Source organism: Nocardioides sp. CCNWLW239, assembly GCF_037137035.1.
Lineage (GTDB): Bacteria > Actinomycetota > Actinomycetes > Propionibacteriales > Nocardioidaceae > Nocardioides.
The window spans coordinates 316344-339030 of sequence record NZ_JBBBNW010000003.1 but is presented as its reverse complement, the minus strand read 5'-3'; the positions used below and the strand labels follow the sequence as shown (position 1 = coordinate 339030).

27 protein-coding genes are annotated in these 22687 nt (G+C 68.7%); 10 read left to right on the top strand and 17 right to left on the bottom strand.

What is annotated here, in order from left to right:
• Positions 1-112: 112 nt before the first annotated feature.
• From WBG06_RS13445 to WBG06_RS13430, 4 genes are all read right to left on the bottom strand, one after another.
• Positions 113-397 carry a DUF3263 domain-containing protein gene (locus tag WBG06_RS13445; RefSeq protein WP_336737296.1) on the bottom strand — a complete coding sequence of 95 codons (285 nt, stop codon included), beginning with the start codon at positions 395-397 and terminating at the stop codon, positions 113-115.
• A 186-nt stretch (positions 398-583) separates the two neighbouring features.
• On the bottom strand, positions 584-1696 hold the full coding sequence (locus WBG06_RS13440; RefSeq protein WP_336737295.1) for a potassium channel family protein: 1113 nt from the start codon (positions 1694-1696) through the stop codon (positions 584-586).
• 94 nt (positions 1697-1790) lie between these two features.
• On the bottom strand, positions 1791-2636 hold the full coding sequence (locus WBG06_RS13435; RefSeq protein WP_336737294.1) for a carbohydrate ABC transporter permease: 846 nt from the start codon (positions 2634-2636) through the stop codon (positions 1791-1793).
• On the bottom strand, positions 2636-3154 hold the full coding sequence (locus tag WBG06_RS13430; RefSeq protein WP_336738058.1) for a carbohydrate ABC transporter permease: 519 nt from the start codon (positions 3152-3154) through the stop codon (positions 2636-2638). The genes WBG06_RS13435 and WBG06_RS13430 overlap by 1 nt, the downstream gene beginning before the upstream one ends.
• 228 nt (positions 3155-3382) lie before the next feature.
• Between WBG06_RS13430 and WBG06_RS13425 the strand changes: the two genes are divergently transcribed.
• On the top strand, positions 3383-3718 hold the full coding sequence (locus WBG06_RS13425) for a hypothetical protein (protein ID WP_336737293.1): 336 nt from the start codon (positions 3383-3385) through the stop codon (positions 3716-3718).
• A gap of 62 nt (positions 3719-3780) precedes the next feature.
• Here the strand turns inward: WBG06_RS13425 and WBG06_RS13420 are convergent, their stop codons facing one another.
• A complete protein-coding gene (locus WBG06_RS13420) occupies positions 3781-5133 on the bottom strand; it encodes a cation:dicarboxylate symporter family transporter (protein WP_336737291.1) in 1353 nt (450 codons plus the stop codon).
• Between the two features lie 151 nt (positions 5134-5284).
• Between WBG06_RS13420 and WBG06_RS13415 the strand changes: the two genes are divergently transcribed.
• From WBG06_RS13415 to WBG06_RS13405, 3 genes are all read left to right on the top strand, one after another.
• The gene (locus tag WBG06_RS13415; RefSeq protein WP_336737290.1) at positions 5285-6889 is read left to right on the top strand and encodes a sensor histidine kinase; all 1605 of its coding nucleotides are present in this window, start codon (positions 5285-5287) and stop codon (positions 6887-6889) included.
• Positions 6890-6965: 76 nt separating this feature from the next.
• Positions 6966-7658, top strand: a complete 693-nt coding sequence (locus tag WBG06_RS13410; protein ID WP_336737289.1) for a response regulator — start codon at positions 6966-6968, stop codon at positions 7656-7658.
• Between the two features lie 43 nt (positions 7659-7701).
• A complete protein-coding gene (locus WBG06_RS13405) occupies positions 7702-8442 on the top strand; it encodes a class I SAM-dependent DNA methyltransferase (protein ID WP_336737288.1) in 741 nt (246 codons plus the stop codon).
• Between the two features lie 34 nt (positions 8443-8476).
• Here the strand turns inward: WBG06_RS13405 and WBG06_RS13400 are convergent, their stop codons facing one another.
• The 4 genes from WBG06_RS13400 to WBG06_RS13385 form a co-directional block, all read right to left on the bottom strand.
• Positions 8477-8764 (bottom strand): hypothetical protein, encoded by a 288-nt coding sequence (locus tag WBG06_RS13400; RefSeq protein ID WP_336737287.1) that lies wholly within the window; start codon positions 8762-8764, stop codon positions 8477-8479.
• Positions 8751-9050 (bottom strand): hypothetical protein, encoded by a 300-nt coding sequence (locus WBG06_RS13395; protein WP_336737286.1) that lies wholly within the window; start codon positions 9048-9050, stop codon positions 8751-8753. The genes WBG06_RS13400 and WBG06_RS13395 overlap by 14 nt, the downstream gene beginning before the upstream one ends.
• Positions 9051-9079: 29 nt before the next feature.
• On the bottom strand, positions 9080-9616 hold the full coding sequence (locus WBG06_RS13390; RefSeq protein WP_336737285.1) for a GNAT family N-acetyltransferase: 537 nt from the start codon (positions 9614-9616) through the stop codon (positions 9080-9082).
• 84 nt (positions 9617-9700) lie between these two features.
• Positions 9701-11158 (bottom strand): glycine hydroxymethyltransferase, encoded by a 1458-nt coding sequence (locus WBG06_RS13385; protein WP_336737283.1) that lies wholly within the window; start codon positions 11156-11158, stop codon positions 9701-9703.
• Positions 11159-11623: 465 nt separating this feature from the next.
• Here WBG06_RS13385 and WBG06_RS13380 point away from each other — a divergent pair, with 465 nt between their 5' ends.
• From WBG06_RS13380 to WBG06_RS13365, 4 genes are all read left to right on the top strand, one after another.
• Positions 11624-13348, top strand: a complete 1725-nt coding sequence (locus WBG06_RS13380; RefSeq protein ID WP_336737282.1) for a nitrite/sulfite reductase — start codon at positions 11624-11626, stop codon at positions 13346-13348.
• Positions 13345-13515, top strand: a complete 171-nt coding sequence (locus WBG06_RS13375; protein ID WP_336737281.1) for a hypothetical protein — start codon at positions 13345-13347, stop codon at positions 13513-13515. The genes WBG06_RS13380 and WBG06_RS13375 overlap by 4 nt, the downstream gene beginning before the upstream one ends.
• On the top strand, positions 13512-14255 hold the full coding sequence (locus tag WBG06_RS13370) for a phosphoadenylyl-sulfate reductase (RefSeq protein ID WP_141792939.1): 744 nt from the start codon (positions 13512-13514) through the stop codon (positions 14253-14255). The genes WBG06_RS13375 and WBG06_RS13370 overlap by 4 nt, the downstream gene beginning before the upstream one ends.
• Positions 14256-14322: 67 nt before the next feature.
• Entirely contained in the window at positions 14323-15066 is a 744-nt protein-coding gene (locus WBG06_RS13365; RefSeq protein WP_336737280.1) for a sirohydrochlorin chelatase, read from the top strand.
• Between the two features lie 104 nt (positions 15067-15170).
• Here WBG06_RS13365 and WBG06_RS13360 read toward each other — a convergent pair whose 3' ends face one another.
• The 8 genes from WBG06_RS13360 to WBG06_RS13325 form a co-directional block, all read right to left on the bottom strand.
• Positions 15171-15581, bottom strand: coding sequence for a DUF3037 domain-containing protein (locus WBG06_RS13360; RefSeq protein ID WP_336737279.1), 411 nt, complete (start codon positions 15579-15581; stop codon positions 15171-15173).
• The gene (locus WBG06_RS13355) at positions 15581-16363 is read right to left on the bottom strand and encodes a HipA family kinase (RefSeq protein WP_336737278.1); all 783 of its coding nucleotides are present in this window, start codon (positions 16361-16363) and stop codon (positions 15581-15583) included. The genes WBG06_RS13360 and WBG06_RS13355 overlap by 1 nt, the downstream gene beginning before the upstream one ends.
• A complete protein-coding gene (locus WBG06_RS13350) occupies positions 16360-17202 on the bottom strand; it encodes a PPK2 family polyphosphate kinase (RefSeq protein ID WP_336737277.1) in 843 nt (280 codons plus the stop codon). The genes WBG06_RS13355 and WBG06_RS13350 overlap by 4 nt, the downstream gene beginning before the upstream one ends.
• Positions 17203-17322: 120 nt before the next feature.
• Positions 17323-18018, bottom strand: coding sequence for a GNAT family N-acetyltransferase (locus tag WBG06_RS13345; protein WP_336737276.1), 696 nt, complete (start codon positions 18016-18018; stop codon positions 17323-17325).
• 23 nt (positions 18019-18041) lie between these two features.
• Positions 18042-18542 carry a phosphoribosyltransferase gene (locus WBG06_RS13340; RefSeq protein ID WP_336737275.1) on the bottom strand — a complete coding sequence of 167 codons (501 nt, stop codon included), beginning with the start codon at positions 18540-18542 and terminating at the stop codon, positions 18042-18044.
• Entirely contained in the window at positions 18539-19252 is a 714-nt protein-coding gene (locus WBG06_RS13335; RefSeq protein WP_336737274.1) for a regulatory protein RecX, read from the bottom strand. The genes WBG06_RS13340 and WBG06_RS13335 overlap by 4 nt, the downstream gene beginning before the upstream one ends.
• A 59-nt stretch (positions 19253-19311) precedes the next feature.
• Positions 19312-20361 (bottom strand): recombinase RecA, encoded by a 1050-nt coding sequence (gene recA, locus WBG06_RS13330; RefSeq protein ID WP_336737273.1) that lies wholly within the window; start codon positions 20359-20361, stop codon positions 19312-19314.
• 249 nt (positions 20362-20610) lie between these two features.
• Positions 20611-21351, bottom strand: a complete 741-nt coding sequence (locus WBG06_RS13325) for a DUF4396 domain-containing protein (protein WP_336737272.1) — start codon at positions 21349-21351, stop codon at positions 20611-20613.
• Between the two features lie 132 nt (positions 21352-21483).
• On the opposite strand from WBG06_RS13325, the gene WBG06_RS13320 reads away from it, so the two are divergent.
• Together WBG06_RS13320 and WBG06_RS13315 are read left to right on the top strand one after the other, a co-directional pair.
• A complete protein-coding gene (locus WBG06_RS13320) occupies positions 21484-21924 on the top strand; it encodes a DUF6153 family protein (RefSeq protein ID WP_336737271.1) in 441 nt (146 codons plus the stop codon).
• 94 nt (positions 21925-22018) lie between these two features.
• A complete protein-coding gene (locus WBG06_RS13315; protein WP_336737270.1) occupies positions 22019-22660 on the top strand; it encodes a DUF305 domain-containing protein in 642 nt (213 codons plus the stop codon).
• Positions 22661-22687: the final 27 nt, after the last annotated feature.

Below are 22687 nucleotides of genomic sequence, written 5' to 3'. Positions count from 1 at the left end.
ACCAGCGGCTGACAGGAAGAACATTAGCCGACAGAAATGTGAATGTGCAAGCACCTGCATTGCACAGGGCTGCAAATGATCCCGCCGGACTACCGGGGCTGGCCCGACAAGACTATGGCCGCGGGCTTCTCGAGCGCTGGGTGCGCCGCGCGTCGCGCTGGCGCCGCAGCCGACGCACCAGGACGCCGTCGTAGGCGAGCGCCTCGGGCTTGTCGATCAGGTCGTTGACCGCGCGGTGATAGTCGGCCGCAGTCATCCCCAACTGCTCGCGGACGGCCTCGTCGCGGCCGGTGCCGGCCGACCACCAGGAGCGCTCGAAGTCGAGCAGTCGCTTCTCGTTCTCGGACAGGCCCGGCTGCTCGTCGGCAGACCCGGGGCTGTGGGGCGCCTCGGTCATGCGTACATCATCCCAGGCTCGGCGCAGCGCCCGGAAACCGCCACGCCTCACCGTCTCGGACTACTCCGCATAGCCCATCTGGGCCATCTTCATAAAAGTGCAGATCAACTCTTTGATGCTCGCCGAGACGTCGGCTAATGTTTTCCATGTCAGCCGCTGGTGACCCGAGACGCCAGCGGCTGACTTCTATTTCGCCCCAGCGTCAGCGGCGTCTGCCGTGTCCTCACCGTGCGTCCCCGGACGCGGCGCCCAGGGCAGCTCGCGCGCCGCTCGCACGACGATCAGCCGGTCCCCTCGCGACAGCGTGCCGACGACCGGATCGAAGTAGCGGAAGACCTTCTCGTCGCGTACGACCGCGATCACCTGGTCGGCCAGCTGCTGAGGCTGCTTGCCGACCTCGTTGACCAGCAGGTCGCGCTCGCCGACCTCGAGCCCGGTGCCGGAGTTGAGCAGATCCTCCATGACGGTGCCCAGCGTCGGCGAGATCGTGGACAGGCCCATCAACCGGCCGACCGCGTCGGCGGAGGTGATCACCGAGTCCGCACCGGACTGCTTCATCAACGGCGCGTTCTCGCGCTCCCGGGCCGCGGCGACGATCCACGCCTCGGGGTTGATCTGGCGCACGGTCAGGATCGTGAGCACGTTGGAGTCGTCACGGTTGGTGGTGATGATGACCTGCTCGGCGTCCTTGACGCCGGCCCGCATCAGCACCTCACGCCGGGTGGCGTCACCGGTGACGACCGCCAGCCCGTCGGAGTGGGCATCGGAGCGGGCCACCGGGTCAGGGTCGACGACCACGAACTCCTCGGGCCTCAGACCGCTGCTGAGCAGCGTCTCCACCGCACTGCGGCCCTTGGTGCCATAGCCCACGACGACGATGTGCTGGGACATGTTCTTCCTCCAGCGAGCGACTCGGATGAGGTCACGGCCCTGCTTGGTGAGGACCTCGAGGGTGGTGCCGATCAGCAGCACCAGGAACGCGATGCGAGCCGGCGTGATGATGAACGCGTTGATCATCCGGGCATGCTCTGCGACCGGCGCGATGTCGCCGTAGCCCGTCGTGCTCAGCGTGACGGTCGTGTAGTAGATCGCGTCGACCAGGTTGACCTGGCCGGTCGGGTCGTTGTTGTCGGCGTACGCGTCACGGTCGAAGTAGACCAGCAGAACGGTCCCGACCATGATCGCCAGCGCCGCCAGCAGCCGGCGCCCGAGCTGCCACCACGGCGAGCGCACCGTCTCGGGAAGAGAGACCTGCTCGGTCCCCGCCCACTTGGGGGCGTACGCGGAAGTCTCGGACACGTCACAGACCCTATCCCCGGCAGGCCGCGGCATACGTGAACGGGCGCCATGTCATCGACATGGCGCCCGTTGCGTACCACCGAACCCGGCTCGTTCAGCCCTTCACGGACCCGGCGGTGAGCCCACGGACGAAGTAGCGCTGCAACGAGAAGAACACCAGCAGCGGCACCGTCATCGTGATGAACGCACCCGCGGTGAGCAGGTGCCACTCCTGGCCGCGGTCGCCGATCAGGTCACGCAGGGTGATCGTGACCACCTCGTTGTCGCCCGCCCCGAGGAAGATGAGCGCGACGAGGAGGTCGTTCCAGACCCAGAGGAACTGGAAGATCGCGAACGCGGCCAGCGCAGGCACCGACATCGGCACGATCAGCCTCCAGAAGGTCTGGAAGTGAGAGGCTCCGTCGATCTCGGCCGACTCGATGATCTCGTGCGGCAGGCCGGCCATGTAGTTGCGCAGGATGTAGACCGCCAGCGGCATCCCGAACGCGGTGTGCGCCAGCCACACCGCCAGGAAGGTGCCGTTGAGCTCGTAGTCGCTGAACAGGCTGAGCAGCGGCACGAACGCCACCTGCAACGGCACGACCAGCAGACCGACGATCACCATGAACAGCACGTTGCGTCCCGGGAACCGCATGAACGTGAACGCGTACGCAGCAAACGCAGCGATCATGATCGGCAGCACCGTTGCCGGGATGGAGACCACGAGCGAGTTCACGAAGGCGTTGGCCATCCCGCTCTCGAGGACCTGGGAGTAGCTGTCGAAGGTCCACTGAGACACGTTGAACGGGTCGGTGAAGACCGTCCACCAGCCGCTCGACTTCACGTCGGCCTCATCGCGGAACGACGAGACCAGCAGGCCGAGGGTCGGGATGAACCAGAGCACGCACAGCAGGACGATGCCGACGCGGACAGCGACGCTGCCCAGGTTGAGGCTCTTCATCAGCGGGCCTCCTGCTTCTTGAACTGGCGCATCTGGTAGATCATCACCGGGATCACGGCGACCATCAGGACGACCACGACCGCCGCCGCCCGGCCCGCGTCGCCGAACTCGAAGAGCTCCACGAAGAAGGTGTTGGCCAGCACCGAGGTGCCCGAGCGGCCTCCGGCCATGACGTAGACGATGTCGAAGACCTTCAGGACCAGGATGAGGATGGTCACGAAGACCACGATCACCGTCGGCCAGATCTGTGGCACGACGACCCTGAAGAAGATCTGGACCTCGCTGGCCCCGTCGATGCGCGCGGCCTCCACGGTGTCGTCGGGCACACCCTTGATCGCCGAGGAGAGCAGCACCATCGCGAACCCCGCCTGCAACCAGATCATGATCACGATCAGGAGCAGGTCGTTGAGGTTGTAGTCGGAGATCCGCAGCCAGGCCACCGGCTCGAAACCGAGGCTCGTCGAGATCGCCGAGAGGAGCCCGATCTGCTCGTCCCCCTGCGCGAACCCCATCGTCATCTGATTCACGGAGGCGTGCCACGCAGGCCATGTGGGGGTCCACGAGGCGGCGCCTCGTCATGTGATCCAAGTAACACTACCGGTTACCGGTGATCGATGTCCCGGGCAAATAGTCGAACACTCACCCGAGAACGCGCAGGAGGATACCGGTCAGCCGCGCCGGCGTCAGCCGGACCCACCATCCCGGCGTGACTCGGACGGCCCGGGTAGGCCAGAATCAGCCACCAAATGAACTATCCCCACGCTCCCCATCAGGGACCTCATCACGAGCCTCCTCGCGACCCGCTGGCAGTGGCCGGCCGGCTGGCGGCCGTCATCTGCGCGATCCTCTTCTGGCTGATCGGAGCGATCGCCGTGATCGGTGCCGTCGTCGGCATCTTCCGAGCCTTCGGCGGCGACCTGGCCTGGCGTACGGTCGGGATCTGGGCCGTCGCCGGCATCGGCTGCTTCGCGTTCTCGTGGATCATCGCCGCGCTCGGCCGGATCGGGCTCGACGACGAGCCGATCGGGCCGTGGCGGGTCGCGCCGTTCGAGCTGGCGCGGATCCTCTACCGCAACAGGTAGACCGACGCCGAGGCCGTACGCGGCGCATCGGGGTGCGGCGTACGGCCTCGGCGTCGACGGGATCAGACCAGCGTCTTCTCGTCCTCCGCCGGGGGCGGAGAGGCGGCGTGGTCGTCGATCATGGTGGTCTCGTCGAACGGGTCCTTGCCGGCAAGCACCCGGTCGAGCTGGGCGTGGTCGACGGTCTTCGTCCAGTGCCCGACCAGGACGGTGGCGACCGAGTTGCCCGCGAAGTTGGTCAGCGCACGAGCCTCGGACATGAACCGGTCGATACCGACGATGAGACCGACGCCGTCGACCAGCTCGGGACGGTGGGACTGGAGCCCACCGGCGAGCGTCGCAAGGCCGGCGCCGGTGACGCCCGCAGCACCCTTGGAGGCGATCATCATGAACAGCAGCAGACCGATCTGCTCCCCGATGCTCAGCGGGTCACCCATCGCGTCCGCGATGAAGATCGAGGCCATGGTCAGGTAGATCGCGGTGCCGTCCAGGTTGAACGAGTAGCCCGTGGGGACCACCACGCCGACCGTCGCCTTCTCGACACCCGCGTGCTCCATCTTCGCGATCAGGCGCGGGAGGGCGGACTCGGAGGAGCTGGTGGAGAGGATCAGCAGGAACTCGCGGGCGAGGTACTTGAGCAGCTTGAACAGGTTGACGCCGGTGGCCAGCTTGAGCAGCGCGCCGAGGATGACGAAAACGAAGATCCCGCAGGTGAGGTAGAAGGCGATCATGATCACCGCGAGGCTCTTGAGCGCGTCGACACCGGTCTCCCCCACGACACCGGCGATGGCGCCGAAGGCACCGACCGGGGCAGCCCACATGATCATCGCGAGCACACGGAAGATCAGGTTCTGGATCGCGATGATCGCGTTGAGGATCGGCTTGCCGGACTCGCCCATCCGCTGGAGCGCGAACCCGACCAGCAGTGCGACGAGCAGGGTCTGCAGCACCACGCCGGAGGTCAGCGCCGAGAACAGGCTGGTCGGGATGATGCTGAGCAGGAAGTCCGTGGTGCTCCCGTGACCCTCCGAGGCGGCCTCCTGGCCCGCGCTGGACGCGTCCGAGCTGATCTGGAGGCCCGTGCCCGGGTCGATGAGGTTGCCGACGATCACACCGATGGCGAGGGCGACGGTCGACATCGCGATGAAGTACGCCAGCGCCAGGCCGCCGACCTTGCCGACCTTGGCCGCGCTGGCCACGGAGCCGACCCCGATCACCAGCGTGCAGAAGATGATCGGCTGGATCATCATCTTGATCAGGTTCACGAACGCGGTCCCGATCGGCTTCAGCTGCACCGCGAACGACGGGGCGGCCAGCCCGACCAGGATGCCGAGCAGCACCGCGACGATCACCGCTATGTAGAGATAGTGTGTCCGGTCCTTCTTGGGTCGTGTCTCGCTGCTGGTCGTACTCATCGTTCCTCCTGGTCCGCTGCGTCCGGTGCCCTCCAAGGCAACCCGGGCAACTCTCCGGCAGAACGTGACGACCGTCACTGTTGTGTTCGTTGTGTTCGCGACGCCGACGCCGCATCTCGGGGATGCCGCCGAGGTGGGCCAGAATGAGGACGTGCCTCGTGTCCCGCTGCCCCTACCTCGCGGACTCCGCGACCGTCCGGTGGCCCAGCAGGTCCTGCTCCTGCAGTTCGGCACAGTGCTTCTGCTGGTCGTCACCGGCATCCTGATGGCGTCCTACGATGCCCGTCGCGACTCTTACAGTCGCGCCACGCAGCGCGCCGTGGCCGTGGCTGAGACCGTCGCCGACTCGCCCACCCTCACCACCGCCCTGAGCGGCGACGAACCGACGACAAGCCTCCAGCCGTGGACGACGGAGGTACGCCGCGACACCGACACCGACTTCGTCGTCGTGATGGCCCTCGACCGCACCCGCTACACCCATACCGACCCTGACCAGATCGGCGGGAAGTTCGTCGGTGACCTCGGCGGCGCGCCGGACGGCGAGGTGTTCACCCAGGAGTACACGGGCACGCTCGGGCCGTCGGTCCGGGCGGTGGTGCCGGTCGAGGACGACGGTGAGGTCGTCGCGCTGGTGTCGGTCGGCATCACGGTCAGCGACATCAACCGCGGGCTCAAGCGCGACGTCGGGATCGTGCTGCTGTGCGGCGCTCTCGTGCTGGCCGCCGGTCTGGCCGGTGCCTGGCTGCTGAGCCGGCGCCTGCACCGGCTCACCCACGGCATGGGTGAGCGCGAGCTGGCGCGGATGTACGAGTACTACTCCGCCGTCCTCCACTCCGTCCGCGAGGGCCTGCTGCTGCTCGACGGGGAGGGTCGCGTCCAGCTGGTCAACGACGAGGCACGACGGCTCCTGGCGCTCCCCGAGGACGTGGTCGGCACCCGGATCGAGGATCTCGGCCTGGCACCCGGGCTGGTCGCCGCCGCCCGCGGCCGCACCGCCGAGTCGGACGACCTCTACCTCGCGGGCGAGCGGATGCTGGTGGTCTCCTCGGCCCCCGCCCGGTGGGACGGACGTGACGTCGGCGCCGTGGTGACGCTGCGCGACCACACCGAGCTGCGGTCGGTGACCGGGGAGCTCGAGGTCGTACGCCGGCTCACCGAGTCCCTCCGGTCGCAGAACCACGAGGCGGCCAACCGCCTGCACACCGTGGTGTCGCTCATCGAGATGGACAGATCCCACGAAGCCGTCGAGTTCGCCACCGAGGAGCTGCAGGTCGCCCAGCTGCTCACCGACCAGGTCGTCGGCGCCGTCGAGGACCCCATCGTCGCCGCACTCCTGCTCGGCAAGTCGGCCGAGGCGGCCGAGCGCGGCATCGAGCTGCGCATCGAAGGCGAGCTGCCACCTGGCTCGGGCGTCGCGTCTCGCGACCTGGTGACCGTGCTGGGCAACCTGGTCGACAATGCCTTCGATGCCGTCGCCGACGTGGAACCCCGCCAGATCGAGGTCCGCCTCACCGGCGAGGGTGACACCCTCACGGTCCGGGTGGGCGACAGCGGACCGGGCCTCGACGCCGCCGCCTCCGCACGCGTCCTCGATCGCGGATGGACCACGAAGGCCGAGCCCGGCACGGGCCGCGGGCTGGGTCTCGCCCTGGTCGGCCAGATCGCGCGACGCCACGACGGCACGGTCAGCGTCGGCCGCTCGCACCTCGGTGGCGCCGAGTTCATGGTCACCCTCGCCACGGAGGTGGACTCATGAACGAGCGACTGCGAGCGACCATCGGGCTCATGCCCCCGGTTCCGTACGCTGCTGCTCTCATCACGGAGGCGGCAGCATGACCGTTCGGGTGCTGGTCGTCGAGGACGAGGGGCTGGCCGCCGAGGCGCATGCCGAGTACGTCGGGCGGGTCTCGGGCTTCGCCCTGGCCGGGGTCGCGCGCTCGGCGCGGGAGGCGATGCGCGCCCTCGACGCTGCCCGCGACGCCGGCGCCCCGGTGGACCTGATCCTGCTCGACATGAACCTGCCCGACGGCCACGGGCTCGGGCTGCTCAGCAGGCTCCGGGCCGCCGGGCACCTGTGCGACGTGATCGCGGTGACCGCCGCGCGGGACACCAAGGTGGTGCGTCAGGCCGTCGTCCAGGGAGTCGTGCTCTACCTGCTCAAGCCGTTCACGTTCGCGACCTTCCGGGACAAGCTCGAGCAGTACGCCGACTACCGCGCCCGCCTCGACGCCGCTCCCGAGGAGGTCGTGCAGGACGAGGTCGACCAGCTCCTCGGGTCCCTGCGCCCCACCGGCAGCACTCCGTTGCCGAAGGGCATGAGCGCGGAGACGCTGCGGGCGGTCACGGCCGCGCTGCGCGAGGCCGGCGGCGACCTCTCCGCGAGCGAGGTCGCCGCCGTGGTCGGGGCGTCACGGGTGACCGCTCGGCGCTATCTCGAGCACCTGGCCGACCAGGGCCTGGCCACGCGCGGGGTCCGCTACGGGCCCGGCGGCGGTCGGCCCGAGGTCGGCTACTCCTGGCGGTAAATCGTTCGCGCGCGGGGCACTCCGACCGGCAGAGTCGATGCCCATGACGAGCAGCGACCTGTGGACCCGCGACACGGCCGAGAGCTACGACGACCCGGACGACTGGGTCAACTCACCGGAGGTGACCGGACCGGTCGCCCGCTTCCTGGCCGAGGTCGCCGACGGCGGCCCCGCGCTCGAGCTCGCCATCGGAACGGGGCGGATCGGCGTACCTCTGCGGGACCTGGTTGTGCCGGTCACCGGCATCGAGCTCTCCCAGCCGATGGTCGACGTCCTGCGGCGCAAGGTCACCGAGGAGGAGATCCCGGTCGTCGTCGGCGACATGGCTGCCGCCGAAGCGCCCGGGGTGGGGACGTACTCGTTGGTCTACCTGGTCTACAACACGATCTCCAACCTGCTGACCCAGGACGAGCAGGTCGCCTGCTTCGCCAACGCCGCCCGGCATCTGGCGCCGGGAGGAAGGTTCGTGATCGAGCTGTGGGTGCCGACGCTGCGGCTGCTGCCACCGACCTCGGTGGCGACCACGTTCGACGTCTCCGACCGTCACGTCGGCCTCGACACCATGGACACCGCCACACAGCTGCTGACCTCGCACCACTTCACCAAGGACGGCGAGACCTACCGACGCGGCGCCTCCCACCATCGCTACATCTGGCCGGCCGAGTGCGACCTGATGGCCCGGCTCGCCGGCATGACGCTGGAGGCGAGGTACGGCGGCTGGGACCGCTCCGCGTTCACCAGCGAGTCCCTGAGCCACGTCTCGGTGTGGCGCAAGCCGGCATAGCGCCGGGCCGGTTTCCACAAACGCGCCGGCGCCTTCAGCGCTGGAACTCCCACGCGATCCGGATCGCCTCGCGCACGGCGTCGGGGGCGGCGCGGTCGAGGTAGACCTCGATCTTGTGGTGCGCCTCGAGCCTCGGCGGGATGCCGAACGCCTCCGGCCAGCGTCCGATCAGCTCCTCGCGTCGCTCGATCGGAACCCGGACGAGCAGCGTCGTCGGATCGACGAGCCTGGCGACCAGGCGATCGTGGACGTACCAGCCGCGCGGTTTGTGGCGGCAACCGTCCAGGGTCGCCAGGTAGGCGTCGACCTCAGCGGGCGTCATGCTCCGGAGCGTACGCCGCGCGCCAGCGCTCCGCGGCGACCTTCGCCGCTTCCCCGATGAGCCCGGTCAGCTCGGGCCGGTCGGGCACCGGGAACGAGGTGTAGGCGCCGCGGCCTCCCTCGACCGGACGGCCGTAGGCCTTGGCGGCGAGGCGGCCGTCGGGCAGGAGGCGTACGTTGAGCGTGGTGAGCCGGAACGCCACGTCCCGTCTGCTGTCGGTCCACTGCAGGTCGTCCGGGATGCTCACGTTGATGGCCAGCGCACTGACCTCGACATCGTCCGTCACCGGGCCGATTCTAGTGGTCGGGACCGAGGTCAGGTGAGGCGCAGGGCCATCTTCGACTCGGTGCGCGGGTCGCCCTCGGGGAAGGGCTGGGTCTCACCGGTGAGCTCGAAGCCGAGACGCTCGTAGAGGCGGCGCCCGGACTCGTTGCCGTCGACGACCCACAGGGTCAGCACGGTGGCGCCGTCCCGACGCGCCCAGCCGGCGACGGCCTGGATGAGGCCCTCCGCGAGACCATGACCGCGCGCCTCGGGCGCGAGCCACATGTTGATCAGGTGGTGCTCGTCGTCGTGGATGATCCCGGCGGCGAGGCCCGAGGGCTTCTCGCCGAGCCAGGCGATGTAGGCGGCACCCGAGGCCGCCCACAGCCGCCAACGCTCGTCGGGCCAGGTGACCACCTCGTCGTAGGACGCCCAGAACGCTCTCGGGGTGTCCTGGAGGGCGGCCAGGCGCACCTTCTTCAGCGCTGGCCACTCCTCCTCGGTGACGACACGTACCTCTGCGGTCGGGACCACCTTCTCAGGGGCCTCCGCGCCAGGGATCGAGCTCGGTCGCTTCGGAGCACTCATGCCGCCACGACCGTAGCGCAAGCGCGATCATACGGACGTGGCGGCCTGAGGCTGATTGCCGCTCGCTGACGCTCGCTCATGGGATCAGACGAGGTCGAGACCGGGGTACAGCGGGAACTTGGCGAGCAGCTCCGCCGCGGCGGCCTTCGTGTTGTCGGCGACGCCGTCCTCGATGGCGTAGGACGCCTTGGACGGACCGCCGGCCTTCGTGGTGCCTGGGGTGGTCTTCAACAGCACGTCGACGATGAGCTCGGCGACGCGGTCGAACTCGTCGGCGCCGAAGCCGCGGGTGGTCAGGGCCGGGGTGCCGAGGCGGATGCCCGAGGTGTACCAGGCGCCGTTGGGGTCGGCCGGGACCGAGTTGCGGTTGGTGACCACGCCGGAGTCGAGCAGCGCCGACTCCGCCTGGCGGCCGGTGAGGCCGAAGCTCGTCACGTCCAGCAGGACGAGGTGGTTGTCGGTGCCGCCGGTGACCAGCTTGGCGCCGCGCTTGAGGAAGCCCTCGGCGAGGCTCTTGGCGTTGTCGGCCACGTCCTGGGCGTATGCCTGGAAGCTCTCCTGCTTCGCCTCGGCGAAGGCGACGGCCTTGGCGGCCATCACGTGCGAGAGCGGGCCGCCGAGGACCATCGGGCAGCCGCGGTCGACGCTCGGGGCGTACTCCTCGGTGGCCAGGATGAAGCCGCCGCGCGGGCCGCGGAGCGACTTGTGGGAGGTGCTCGTGACGACGTCGGCGTAGGGAACCGGGTTCTCCTCGCCCTGGAACACCTTGCCGGCGACGAGGCCGGCGAAGTGGGCCATGTCGACCATCAGGGTGGCGCCGACCTCGTCGGCGATCTCGCGCATCTTGGCGAAGTTCACCCGGCGCGGGTAGGCGGAGTAGCCGGCCACGATGATCAGCGGCTGGAACTCGCGTGCCTTGGCGCGCAGGGCGTCGTAGTCGAGCAGGCCGGTCTCGGGGTCGGTGCCGTACTGGTTCTGGTGGAACATCTTGCCCGAGATGTTGGGGCGGAAGCCGTGGGTGAGGTGGCCGCCGGCGTCCAGGCTCATGCCGAGCAGGCGCTGGTTGCCGAGCTCGGCGCGCAGCGTCTCCCAGTCCGCCTCGGAGAGCTCGTTCATGTTCTTGACGGCCATCTTCTCCAGCCACGGGCCCTCGACGCGGTGGGCGAGGATCGCCCAGTAGGCCGTCAGGTTGGCGTCGATGCCGGAGTGGGGCTGCACATAGGCGTACTCGGCGCCGAAGAGCTCGCGGGCGTGCTCGGCGGCGATCGACTCGACGGTGTCGACGTTCTGGCAGCCGGCGTAGAAGCGGTGACCGACGGTGCCCTCGGCGTACTTGTCAGAGAACCAGGTGCCCATCGTCATCAGCGTGGCGGGGCTCGCGTAGTTCTCGCTCGCGATCAGCTTGAGGCTGGCTCGCTGGTCGGCGAGCTCCTGCTTGGTCGCCTCGGCGATGCGGGGCTCCACGGAGGCGATGACCTCGAGGGCTTGGTTGTAGGCAGAACTCACAGTGCCTGAATTCACCGGGGCAGACAGATCGCTCATGGATCACAGCCTAGTCAGCCGCGCGGACGAGAGCAGCATCGTGGTCCACCAGTGGGCCGTGCAGGTCACCTATCACCGTCTGCGGGAATGTTCGGCCACTCCAGGGAGTTGGCAGATCGTGACCAAGGGGTGACCTCGGCCACATCCGCCGCGTGAACAAGCGGGAACGTCCCACATACCGGACCGACGTCTCATATATCGGGATTCCGGATTGCGTGCAGACCGTCCGCTACCTGAGACTCCTTGACATGGTCACTGCTGCAACACATGCGCACCTCGTGGTTCGACGCCACGTGGACTATTGCCGCATCCGCAGCTCGATCTGTTGGCGCCACTGACGCCCAGCGCTCCGCAATTTCACGCGTCGAGCCGCTGGCCCGCCGCCCGACAGACATCCCGGGCGCTCGCCGCGAGCACGTCCCTGCTCCGCCGTGCGTCCACGACCGACGCAAAGGTTTCTCTGACATGAGCGACAACCGGTTTCAGGCCAAGCGCGCCACCCGGACCGAGATCCCGCGACCCAAGAAGGGCGAGGGTCAGTGGGCCCTCGGCTACACCGAGCCGCTGAACAAGAACGAGGAGTCGAAGAAGAACGACGACCCGCTCAACGTTCGCGACCGGATCCTCTACACCTACTCCAAGCGGGGGTTCGACTCGATCGACCCGGCAGACATGCGCGGTCGGTTCCGCTGGTTCGGGCTCTACACCCAGCGCAAGCCCGGGATCGACGGCGGCAAGACCGCGATCCTCGAGGAAGAGGAGCTCGACGACCGCTACTTCATGATGCGGGTCCGCTCCGACGGCAAGCTGCTCTCCTCCGCCGCGGTGCGCACGCTCGGTCAGATCGGCATCGACTTCGCTCGGGACACCGCCGACATCACCGACCGCGAGAACATCCAGTACCACTGGATCGAGATCGAGAACGTCCCGGAGATCTGGTCGCGCCTCGAGGAGGTCGGGCTGCACTCGACCGAGGCGTGCGGTGACTCGCCGCGCCCGTTCCTCGGCTCGCCCGTCGCCGGCGTCGCTGCCGACGAGATCATCGACGGCACCTCGGCGCTGCGCGAGATCGAGTCCCGCTACCTGGGCGACCCGGCCTTCTCGAACTTCCCGCGCAAGTTCAAGACCGCGCTGACCGGCCACCCGTCCCACGACGTGGCGCCCGAGATCAACGACATCGCCTTCGTCGGCACCGTCCACCCCGAACACGGTCCCGGCTTCGACGTCTGGGTCGGCGGTGGTCTCTCCACCAACCCGCGTCTGGCCGAGAAGCTCGGCGTGTGGGTGCCGCTCGAGGAGGTCGCCGACGTGTGGGCCGGTGTCGCGGGCATCTTCCGCGACTACGGCTACCGCCGGCTGCGCTCGCGGGCGCGGCTGAAGTTCCTGGTGGCCGACTGGGGCAAGGAGAAGTTCCGCGAGGTGCTCGAGAACGAGTACCTGGAGCGTCCGCTCGTCTCCAACCCCTCCCCCGAGTCGCCGCTGGGTCACCGCGACCACGTCGGCATCCACGACCAGAAGGACGGCAAGAAGTACGTCGGCCTGGCCCCGATCGCCGGCCGCATCTCCGGCACCCACCTGGTCGAGCTCGCCGGCGTCATGGAGAAGTTCGCCGTCGAGGGCGCTCGGCTCACTCCGTACCAGAAGATCGTGCTCATCGGGGTCGACCCCGCGGTCGTCGAGGACCTGGTCACCGACCTGGATGCCATCGGCTTCTCCGCCCGGCCCTCCAACTGGCGCCAGAACACGATGGCGTGCACCGGCATCGAGTTCTGCAAGCTCGCGATCGTGGACACCAAGGACCGGGCCCGCGACCTGATCTCCTCGCTCGAGTCGCGGTTCCCCGAGCTCGATGCTTCCATCACCGTCAACGTCAACGGCTGCCCCAACGCCTGCGCCCGCACCCAGGTCGCCGACATCGGCCTCAAGGGCCAGCTGGTCCTCGACGACGACGGCAACCAGGTCGAGGGCTTCCAGGTGCACCTGGGCGGTGCGACCGGGCTGACCGCCAACTTCGGGCGCAAGCTGCGGGCGCACAAGGTGACCTCGGCCGGGCTCGACGACTACATCTCGGCGCTGGTGGTCAACTACCTCGCCGACCGCGAGCAGGACGAGACCTTCTCGGCCTGGACCGCGCGCGCCGACGAAGTGCTGCTCCGTGGCGAGAAGACCTTGGACGAGGTGCCTGCATGACCTCACGTGCCAGCACCCCGTTCCACTGCCCGTTCTGCGGGGAGACCGACCTGTGGCCGCACGAGGCGACGCACGGGTCCTGGGAGTGCCGCGCCTGCCTGCGGGCCTTCCAGCTGAAGTCACTGGGGCAGATCTCTCGGGCAACCACGAAGGAGGCGCACCGATGAGTGTCAGCACAGCAGCCGCCCGGGCCAATCGCGCGGTGGACACCGAGGGACGAACGCCCGAGGAGCTGCGCGAGATCGTGTCCCACTGGGGCGCGGAGCTCGAGCTCGCCCCGGCCGAGACGATCATCGAGTGGGCCGCGGCCACCTTCGGTGAGCGGTTCGCGATCACGTCGTCGATGGGCGACGCGGTCCTCGCGCATCTGGCCTCCAAGGTCGTCCCCGGGATCGACGTGGTCTTCCTCGACACCGGTTACCACTTCATCGAGACGATCGGCACCCGCGACGCCGTCGAGGCGACCATGCCGGTCAACCTGCTGACGATCACCCCCGTGCAGAGCGTGGCGGAGCAGGACGCCGAATACGGCAAGGACCTCTACCGGACCGACCCCGACCTGTGCTGCGCGCTTCGCAAGGTCAAGCCGCTGGCCGACTCGCTCGCCTCCTACGACGCCTGGGCCACCGGCCTGCGCCGCGCGGAGACCAAGAACCGGGTCATCGCGCCGGTGATCGGCTGGGACGCCAAACGCCAGAAGGTCAAGGTCTCGCCGATGGCGCGATGGTCCGACGAGCAGGTCGAGCGATATATCGAGGACAACGGCGTACTCGTGAACCCGCTCGTCTATGACGGCTATCCGTCGATCGGCTGCGCGCCGTGCACCCGCCGGGTCGCCCCCGGTGAGGACCCGCGCAGCGGGCGATGGGCCGGCACCGGCAAGACCGAGTGCGGAATCCACGCTTGAACCGGCCGCGCCGCCCGAAGGCGCAGAACACCACAGACTTTCCCTGCAACACCGAAGGATGAAGACAATGGCAGCTCCCGCTCTGGTAGCCCTGGCTCACGGCAGCCGCGATCCGCAGTCCGCCGCGACCATCAACGCCCTGATCGCCGAGGTGCGCGCCCTGCGCCCCGACCTCCGCATCGAAGCCGCCTTCCTCGACCACTCCCGGCCGCGTTTCCAGGCCGTCATCGACAAGCTGGTCAAGGCCGGCCACGACGAGATCGTCGTCGTGCCGCTCCTGCTGACCGAGGCATTCCACGCCCGCGTCGACGTACCCTCGGTCATCGCCGAGGCCACTGCGCGCCACTCCGGCCTGCGCATCCACACCAGCGCGATCCTCGGCCTCGAGAGCGTCTTCCTGCAGGTGCTCGACGAGCGCCTGCGGGCCTCCCTCAAGGCCGCCCGGGTCCGCGAGCTCGACGCGCTGGTCCTGGCCGCCGCCGGCTCCTCGGACTCGCTGGCCAACCAGTCGGTGGCCCGACTGGCCCGGATCTGGGGTGCCCACCACAAGCTGCCGGTCGTGGCTGCGTACGCCTCGGCCGCTCCGCCCGCGACCGGCGAGGCCGTCCGTGCCTTCCGCGCCGAGGGTCGCCGCCACATCGCCGTCGGCATGCTCTTCCTGGCTCCCGGGCAGCTGCCCGACCGGGCCAAGGAGCTCGCGCTCGAGGCCGGCGCCGTCGCGGTCAGCGACCCGATGGGCGCCCACCCCGAGGTGGCCCGCACCATCCTGGCCCGCTACGCCGTCGGCGCGGTCGAACTCGTCCCGGTCTGATCCGACCCAGCCGAGACGTCACTCGCGTCGGCCGAGTGGTCATTTCAGTGACCACTCGGCCGACGCATTTGACGTCTCGGCCGACCGGGGTGACGCCTCGACGATCAGGCGATCTGGTGGGCGAAGACGCGCTCGAGCTCGGCGGCAGCGTCGCTGGTCATGCCGCCGTGGACGGGGCCGGGCTGGAGGACGGTGCTCTTCGGCGCCTTGAGGAGGCCGAAGCGGGCGGACTCGTTGTCGGAGAGTGCCCGGATGCCGTAGGCCGTGGAACGGATGCCCGCGCCGAAGCCGGCGTGGGCCGCACCTGCGCAGATCAGATCCACCGACTCCAGCGCGGCACGCACGAGAGACAGGTCGAGCCCCGGAGCGAAGGTCGCCAGGCGCTGCTCGTCCAGCGCCCAGCGGGCGGCGAGGAACTTCTGCTCGGGGCAGTAGAGGACGACGCCGACGTTGAGGAACTCCTCGCGTTCGGGACGGGGTACGCAGCGGAGCACGACGTACTGGTAGGCGTCCATCACGCCCCCTGCGCGGGCTCGGCCGCGGGCAGCCACGGACGCCCGCCGTCGAGGCGGGCGCGCAGGAACGCGACGTAGCGCTCGCGCAGCGACTCGGGGGTGCCGTAGCCGGGGACCGGCTCGAGCCACTCGTCGGGTACGTCGGCGAGCACCTTCTCCAGCACCGCGTCGTCCAGACGCGCAGCGAGGTCGTCGTTCTGGGCGAGCGCCTCGGCGGAGAAGGCACGCAGGATGTGCTCGGAGGTGTCGAACGGCTGCGCTGCGTAGCGCGCCGGATCGCCGCCTCCCCCGGGCCAGACGTGGTGGAAGTAGAGCGAGGCCCCGTGGTCGATGACGTAGAGGGCACCGTTCCACAGCAGCATGTTGGGGTTGCGCCATGAGCGGTCGACGTTGGCGATCAGAGCGTCCATCCACAGGATCCGGCCCGCCAGCGCCGGGTCGGGCGCGTAGGCGGCGTCGTAGCCGAACGCACCCGCCAGGAAGTCGATGCCGAGGTTGAGGCCGGCGCTCACGTTGAGGAGGTCCTGGACCTCCTCGTCGGCCTCGTAGCGCGCGATCTCGGGATCCAGGTCGAGCACGACCTGTTCGGGGGTCGGGATGTCGAGCGCCCGGCACAGGCCGGTGACGATCACCTCCGCGACCAGCACCCGCAGCCCCTGACCGGCGCCACGGAACTTGCAGACATAGGTGCCGAGGTCATCGGCCTCCACGATCCCGGGCAGGCTGCCGCCCTCCCGGAGCGGAGTGACATATCTCGTCACCCGCACCGTCTCCAGACTCACGAGATGGTGTCCTCTTCCAGTCGCTTCTTCTCCTCGGCGATGTCGAAGCTGGGCGCGGGCCAGTCGAGATCGAGCCGGTCCAGGGTCTCCAGGAGCAGCTCGCCGATCGCCAGGTTGCGATACCACTTCTTGTCGCTCGGCACGAGGTACCACGGAGCGTACTCGGTGTTGGTGCGCTCCAGCGCAATCTCGTACGCCTCCTGGTAACGGTCCCACAGCTGACGCTCGTCGATGTCGCCGGGGCTGTACTTCCAGTGCTTGGTCGGGTCCTCCAGCCGGGCCAGGAGGCGCTTCTTCTGCTCCTTGGGCGAGATGTGCAGCATGCACTTGAGGATCACGGTGCCGTCCTCGGCCAGCCGCTTCTCGAAGTCGTTGATCGCTCCGTATCGGCGCTCGATCTCCGACGGGGAGGCGAGCTCGCGGACGCGGCCGATCAGCACGTCCTCGTAGTGGGAACGGTCGAAGACACCGAGGTAGCCGAGTTCCGGCACCGCCTTCTCGATCCGCCACAGGAAGTCCTGGGCCCGTTCCTCCTCGGTCGGCGCCTTGAAGCTGGTGATCTTCACACCCACCGGGTCGACCAGTCCAACGGTGTGCTTGAGCACGCCGCCCTTGCCGGAGGTGTCCATCCCCTGCAGGACCAGCAGCACCCGCCTCGGGTCGTCGCCCTCCTTCGACGCGAACAGCTTGGTCTGCAGCTCGATCAGCGTCGGGCCCAGCTCGGCGAGCACCTGCTTGCCGGTCACTTTGTCGGCGCCGACGCCGGGGGCGGAGTTGGTGTCGTACGTCCGTAGGTCCACCGGTCCGGCCGGCAGCCGCAGCTCGTCGAGAAGGCTCATGCCGTCGCCTCCGTTGGGAAATGGAAAGGATACGGATGCGACGGCCTGAGGCTGATTGTCGCTCGCTGACACTCGCTCATGTCCCGACGATAGGCCCGCGACCGTGGCGAGCGGAGCGGCTTACCCGAGTACGCGCCGAAGATCCAGCGAGCAGCCGACCATCGTGGTCGTCGAGCCGTCGGGTTGCGGCTCGTCGAACCAGGTGCCCCGCTCGAAGCCCACCTTGTCGAGCATCCGCAAGGAGGCGGCGTTGCGGTGGTCGGGCGCGGCGAAACAGGTCGTCGCACCGGGATAGCGGCGCGGGATCGAGGTGAGCCAGACCCAGGCCATCCGCGGCCCGATGCCACGGCCGACGAAGGCCGGCTCGCCGATCGCGTAGTCGAAGCCGATCGCGTCCGGGTCGGGCGTGAGCAGGGCGTAATCGGGTTCGTCGCTGATCCGGTAGTCCTGGCAGAAGCCGACCGAGCGCCCGTTGACCTCGATCACCCAGAAGGTCACCGGCGTCGTGCCGTCGATGTCAGGCCCGTAGTTCTCGGCCACCCACTCGGGCGTGGGGTCACCGTCGACGGAGTACCAGCGGTGCACGTGCTCTGCGTTGAGCCACCGGACGAGGTGCGGGAGGTCGCCGCGGGTCATCGGCCGCAGCGCCACCACCGGCATCGGGTCGGAGGAGAACTCCTTCACCTCGCCCGAGAGGTCGACAGCGTACGCAGGTCGCCCGGCGATCCTCGTCGCCGCCGCCGCCCAGCTCTCCCCCGGGCGCGTCACCCCGCCGAGGCGCTGGGTCCCGGTATGGACAGCGACCGGCGTGAACATGCCCTCAGGCTAACGCTGGCGGGTCAGTGAGCCAGGCCGCCGCGGCGGTCGACGAGGGGCGGCTGGGAGGACCACGGGAAGTCGATCCAGCGGTCGGTCTTCTTGTAGACGTAGTCGGCGTTGATCACCGTCCACGGCTTCTCGAAGATCACCGCGGTGCGGGCCTCGGCCACATGGCCCTCGCAGAAGTCGTGGACGATCTCCAGCGTCTTGCCGGTGTCGGCGACGTCGTCGGCGATGAGCACCTTCATCCCGGTCAGGTCGACGGCCGCAGGGGTCGGCGGGAGCATCATCGGGACCTCGAGACGCTCGTTGACGCCGGTGTAGAACTCCACGTTGACCGCGGACAGGTTCTTCACGTCGAGCGCATAGCCCAGGCCCATCCCGAGGGCGAGACCGCCACGGGCGATGGAGAGCACGATGTCGGGCTCGTAGCCGCTGTCGACGACCTGCTGGGCGATGTCGCGCACCGCGGTGCCGAAGAGGTCGTAGGTCAGGATCTCGCGCTCTTGCTGCTCACTCACAGATCGGATTCTGACACGAGACCACCGGCGTCATCGTCATCGGCGAGCGAGAGCTCCTCGCGAACGATGCTGTAGGCCACACCGGCGCCGTATCCCTTGCGGGCGAGCATCCCGACCAGACGCCGGGTCTTGGTCTGGTCGTCGAAGCGTTCCAGGGAGCGCAGCTTGCGCCGCACCATCCGGCGGCCGGCTTCGCGCTCGTCGTCGGGGTCGATCTCGTCGAGGGCGTCGCGGGCCACCTCGTCGTCGATGCCTTTGCGCCGCAGCTCCTGGGCCAGAGCACGACGCGCGAGGCCCTTTCCGGGCTGGCGGCTGGCGATCCAGGCCTTCGCGAAGGCCTCGTCATCGATCAGGCCGACCTCTTCGAAGCGGTCCAGCAGCCGAGTCGCCAGCGCGGCCGGGACCTCCTTCTTCTCCAGCTTGTCGGCGAGCTCCTTGCGGCTGCGCGCCTGGCCGGTCAGGGCGTCGAGGAGGATCTTGCGGGCGATCGCCTCGTGGTCGGGCTCGGGATCGTTCCTGGGGTCTGCGGGGTCGGCCGGGCGGCTCTGCCGTCGACGCGACCGTGTTGGCCTCGACACGTCGTCGCTCCGTCGTCGCGACGACGGCTCGACCGACGGGGGCGACGGCTCGACCGTGGGGGTCTTGCCGGCCCATGCCTCGACGCCGAGGGAGACGTCTCCGAGCCAGTCGGGCGCGGGTCGCTCGTCCACCCAGGGATCCTGGGTGGACGAGCGGTCACGCTTGGACGAAGCCACGGGGTCGGAGGGGCCTAGAAGTCCTCGACGCCGGCGGGCTCGGCCGCGGGCGTGCTCTCAGCCTCGACCGTCGGCACGACGCCGAGCTTCTCCAGGATCCGCTTCTCCAGCTCGTTGGCCAGGTCGGGGTTGTCCTTGAGGAAGTTGCGCGAGTTCTCCTTGCCCTGACCGAGCTGGTCACCCTCGTAGGTGTACCAAGCGCCGGCCTTGCGGACCAGGCCAGCCTCGACACCGACGTCGATCAGGCCGCCCTCGCGGGAGATGCCCTTCCCGTACATGATGTCGAACTCGGCCTGCTTGAACGGCGGGGCCACCTTGTTCTTCACGACCTTGACGCGGGTGCGGTTGCCGACCATGTCGGTGCCGTCCTTGAGCGTCTCGATCCGGCGCACGTCGAGTCGCACCGAGGAGTAGAACTTCAGCGCTCGACCACCGGTCGTGGTCTCGGGCGAGCCGAACATCACGCCGATCTTCTCGCGCAGCTGGTTGATGAAGATGGCCGTCGTGCCGGAGTTGTTGAGCGCACCGGTCATCTTCCGCAGGGCCTGGCTCATCAGTCGAGCCTGCAGACCGACGTGGCTGTCACCCATCTCGCCCTCGATCTCGGCGCGCGGCACCAGCGCCGCGACGGAGTCGATGACGATCAGGTCGAGCGCACCCGAGCGGATCAGCATGTCGGCGATCTCCAGCGCCTGCTCACCCGAGTCCGGCTGGGAGACCAGCAGGGCGTCGGTGTCGACGCCGAGGTTCTTCGCGTATTCCGGGTCGAGCGCGTGCTCGGCGTCGATGAACGCCACGATGCCGCCGGCGCGCTGGGCGTTGGCCACGGCGTGCAGCGCGACCGTCGTCTTACCCGAGGACTCCGGACCGTAGACCTCGATGACTCGCCCGCGAGGCAGACCACCCAGGCCCAGCGCCACGTCGAGCGCGATCGAGCCGGTCGGGATCACCTCGAGGGGGGCCTTCGTCTCGTCGCCCAGCCGCATGACCGAGCCCTTGCCGAATTGCCTCTCGATGTTGGCGAGAGCGGCGTCCAATGCCTTCTCGCGATCACCTGCCGCCATGTTCTTTCCTTCCTGAGGGGCAGACTTCTTCCCCTTGCCTGCCGCTTGTCCACGTGCCTTCGTCGTCATCAAGGCAGACGCTAGACGGGACCACCGACAGTTTTGAACGGGACCCTCTGGCACGGTGTTTCACGACCCGGTTTTTTGCCTGGTCGATAGCACGAACCACGCTCCACCTACCACGACAGACTAACCCGAACAAGCGTTCGATGCGAACGCTTGTTCGGGCGTGTCGGGGAGGCCAGGTCCTCAGTGTCCCTGCATCTCGCTCTGCTCCGCAGGGGTCGAGCCGCCGAGCTCGTCGGCGACAGCGACCGACAGGCCACCGAGCATGAACGCGATGATCACGGCCGCGAGCGCCCCGGTGGAGAACGACGGGATGAAGCGACGGAAGCCCTCCCGGACCGGCTCCGCACCGTGGTACTGATGCGTGAGCGCATGCCCCTTGCCTCGCTGGAGCAGGTAGCGGTTGACCGGGAAGGCCGCCAGGAAGGCCACCGAGAGCGCGATCATCATCGCGACCCAGAACACGACGTTGACCAGGCCCGCCTCCATGGCGCCGGGGATGAGCGCCATGATCAGGTTGTCGACCAGCTCCATCACCGCGATCGAGAGGGTGTCGGCGGCGAGCACGACGCTGAACGCCGCCCCCACGGCCAGACCCGACTTGAGCAGCGGCAGCGTCGAGAGGGTGTAGCCGAAGACGAAGGCCAGCGTGACGGCCAGGACGATCGTCCATCCCGTGCTCAGCCCGACCGCAGTCCCGATCATCAGTCCGGCGATCTCACCGATCGCACACCCGGTGAGGCAGTGCAGCGTGGCGCTCGCCGCCATCGCGTTGATCCCGCCACCGTGCCCGGCGTGCCCACCGTGCCCGGCGTGCCCACCGTGTCCGGTATGCCCGCCGTGGTCGCCGTGACCCTCGTGCACCGAGTGCTGGTGCTCGGCGTGGTCGTGTCCGGCGTGCGCGTGCTCGTCGTGCGACGTCATGTCGCTCCCTTGCTCGATCGTTGGCTGTTCCTACTCCGCAATTCATACCCCATGGGGGTATACGTCCGCAAGCGGTATCCCGACCCCGAGCCCGCTTTGTCCGACGGCGGACGACTCCTTAGGGTGTGCTGTGTGTGGACGGCAGCGCGACGACAGCAGCGAACGACCCGGGTCGCGCGCGTCGGTCTGCTGGCAGCGGTCGTGGTCACGGTCGCCGGCCTGCTGGCCATGCACGCGTTGAGTCTTCACGGCACCCGCGCCGGTGGCGAGCACGCCTCGCTGAGCCTGCCCGCGGTCCACGTCGACCACTCCCATGCTCTCGACCATGCCGAGCACGGATCGACCGCTCCCGCTGATCACCCTGGCGGTGAGGGACATGCGGCGATGATGATGTGCGTCGCGTTCCTGCTCGCGGCGGGCGTGCTGCTCCTGAGCGGGTTGTGGCGGCGTACGCCCGTCTGGTGGTTCCGCCGGGCCCTCAGCTGGTCCCACAGCACGGTGTCCCCGCCCCGCGCCACCCATCCCGCGACCGGCCCGCCCTCCGCATGGGCTTACTCCGTCATCAGGTGCTGAGCAGCCTGACCTGGCCGCGATCCGAGGCCCGCGCCTCGGTCCGCAGCCGGGTCGGCGATGCCCGAGAACAGCACATGACGAGGAGAAACAACAGATGCGTACGCAACGACACCTCATCCGCACAACCTGGGCGGCGGCAGGCCTGGCCGCGCTGCTGACACTGTCCGCCTGCGGTGGCAGCGAGGAGAGCGCCCAGCCACAGGAACTCTCGGAGACCGAGCACAACAAGGCCGACGTCGCCTTCGCGACCGACATGATCCAGCACCACGCCCAGGCGCTGTCGATGGTCGACCTGACCATGGACCGCGAGCTCGAGCCCGAGGTCCAAGAGCTCGCGGACTCGATCCGCGCGGCCCAGAGCCCCGAGATCGAGACCATGTCCGGGTGGCTCCAGGAGTGGGGTGAGGAAGTGCCCTCGACCATGCGCGACCACGTCAACGGCGGTCACGAGGGTCACGGTGAGGAGGACAGCAGCATGTCCGACGCGATGGAGGGCATGGACGACGACATGCCCGGGATGATGTCGGCCGAGGACATGGACGCCCTCGAGAACGCCTCTGACGCCGAGTTCGGCGACATGTGGCTGACGATGATGATCGAGCACCACGAGGGCGCGATCGAGATGTCCGAGACCGAGCAGGACGAGGGCCGGTTCAAGCCCGCCGTCGACCTGGCCGGGACGATCATCGAGTCCCAGACGGCCGAGATCGACACCATGGAGAAGCTCCTGGGCTGACGATGTCGAGCGGGCAGGCGCCGGCCA

What these genes read in the sequence shown, in the direction of transcription:
- WBG06_RS13445 (WP_336737296.1), bottom strand. Translation starts at nt 397, where the DNA reads ATGACCGAGGCGCCCCACAGCCCCGGGTCTGCCGACGAGCAGCCGGGC.
- WBG06_RS13435 (WP_336737294.1), bottom strand. Translation starts at nt 2,636, where the DNA reads ATGAAGAGCCTCAACCTGGGCAGCGTCGCTGTCCGCGTCGGCATCGTC.
- WBG06_RS13430 (WP_336738058.1), bottom strand. Translation starts at nt 3,154, where the DNA reads ATGACGATGGGGTTCGCGCAGGGGGACGAGCAGATCGGGCTCCTCTCG.
- WBG06_RS13425 (WP_336737293.1), top strand. Translation starts at nt 3,383, where the DNA reads ATGAACTATCCCCACGCTCCCCATCAGGGACCTCATCACGAGCCTCCT.
- WBG06_RS13420 (WP_336737291.1), bottom strand. Translation starts at nt 5,133, where the DNA reads ATGAGTACGACCAGCAGCGAGACACGACCCAAGAAGGACCGGACACAC.
- WBG06_RS13410 (WP_336737289.1), top strand. Translation starts at nt 6,966, where the DNA reads ATGACCGTTCGGGTGCTGGTCGTCGAGGACGAGGGGCTGGCCGCCGAG.
- WBG06_RS13405 (WP_336737288.1), top strand. Translation starts at nt 7,702, where the DNA reads ATGACGAGCAGCGACCTGTGGACCCGCGACACGGCCGAGAGCTACGAC.
- WBG06_RS13400 (WP_336737287.1), bottom strand. Translation starts at nt 8,764, where the DNA reads ATGACGCCCGCTGAGGTCGACGCCTACCTGGCGACCCTGGACGGTTGC.
- WBG06_RS13390 (WP_336737285.1), bottom strand. Translation starts at nt 9,616, where the DNA reads ATGAGTGCTCCGAAGCGACCGAGCTCGATCCCTGGCGCGGAGGCCCCT.
- WBG06_RS13385 (WP_336737283.1), bottom strand. Translation starts at nt 11,158, where the DNA reads ATGAGCGATCTGTCTGCCCCGGTGAATTCAGGCACTGTGAGTTCTGCC.
- WBG06_RS13380 (WP_336737282.1), top strand. Translation starts at nt 11,624, where the DNA reads ATGAGCGACAACCGGTTTCAGGCCAAGCGCGCCACCCGGACCGAGATC.
- WBG06_RS13375 (WP_336737281.1), top strand. Translation starts at nt 13,345, where the DNA reads ATGACCTCACGTGCCAGCACCCCGTTCCACTGCCCGTTCTGCGGGGAG.
- WBG06_RS13370 (WP_141792939.1), top strand. Translation starts at nt 13,512, where the DNA reads ATGAGTGTCAGCACAGCAGCCGCCCGGGCCAATCGCGCGGTGGACACC.
- WBG06_RS13365 (WP_336737280.1), top strand. Translation starts at nt 14,323, where the DNA reads ATGGCAGCTCCCGCTCTGGTAGCCCTGGCTCACGGCAGCCGCGATCCG.
- WBG06_RS13360 (WP_336737279.1), bottom strand. Translation starts at nt 15,581, where the DNA reads ATGGACGCCTACCAGTACGTCGTGCTCCGCTGCGTACCCCGTCCCGAA.
- WBG06_RS13350 (WP_336737277.1), bottom strand. Translation starts at nt 17,202, where the DNA reads ATGAGCCTTCTCGACGAGCTGCGGCTGCCGGCCGGACCGGTGGACCTA.
- WBG06_RS13345 (WP_336737276.1), bottom strand. Translation starts at nt 18,018, where the DNA reads ATGTTCACGCCGGTCGCTGTCCATACCGGGACCCAGCGCCTCGGCGGG.
- recA (WP_336737273.1), bottom strand. Translation starts at nt 20,361, where the DNA reads ATGGCGGCAGGTGATCGCGAGAAGGCATTGGACGCCGCTCTCGCCAAC.
- WBG06_RS13325 (WP_336737272.1), bottom strand. Translation starts at nt 21,351, where the DNA reads ATGACGTCGCACGACGAGCACGCGCACGCCGGACACGACCACGCCGAG.
- WBG06_RS13315 (WP_336737270.1), top strand. Translation starts at nt 22,019, where the DNA reads ATGCGTACGCAACGACACCTCATCCGCACAACCTGGGCGGCGGCAGGC.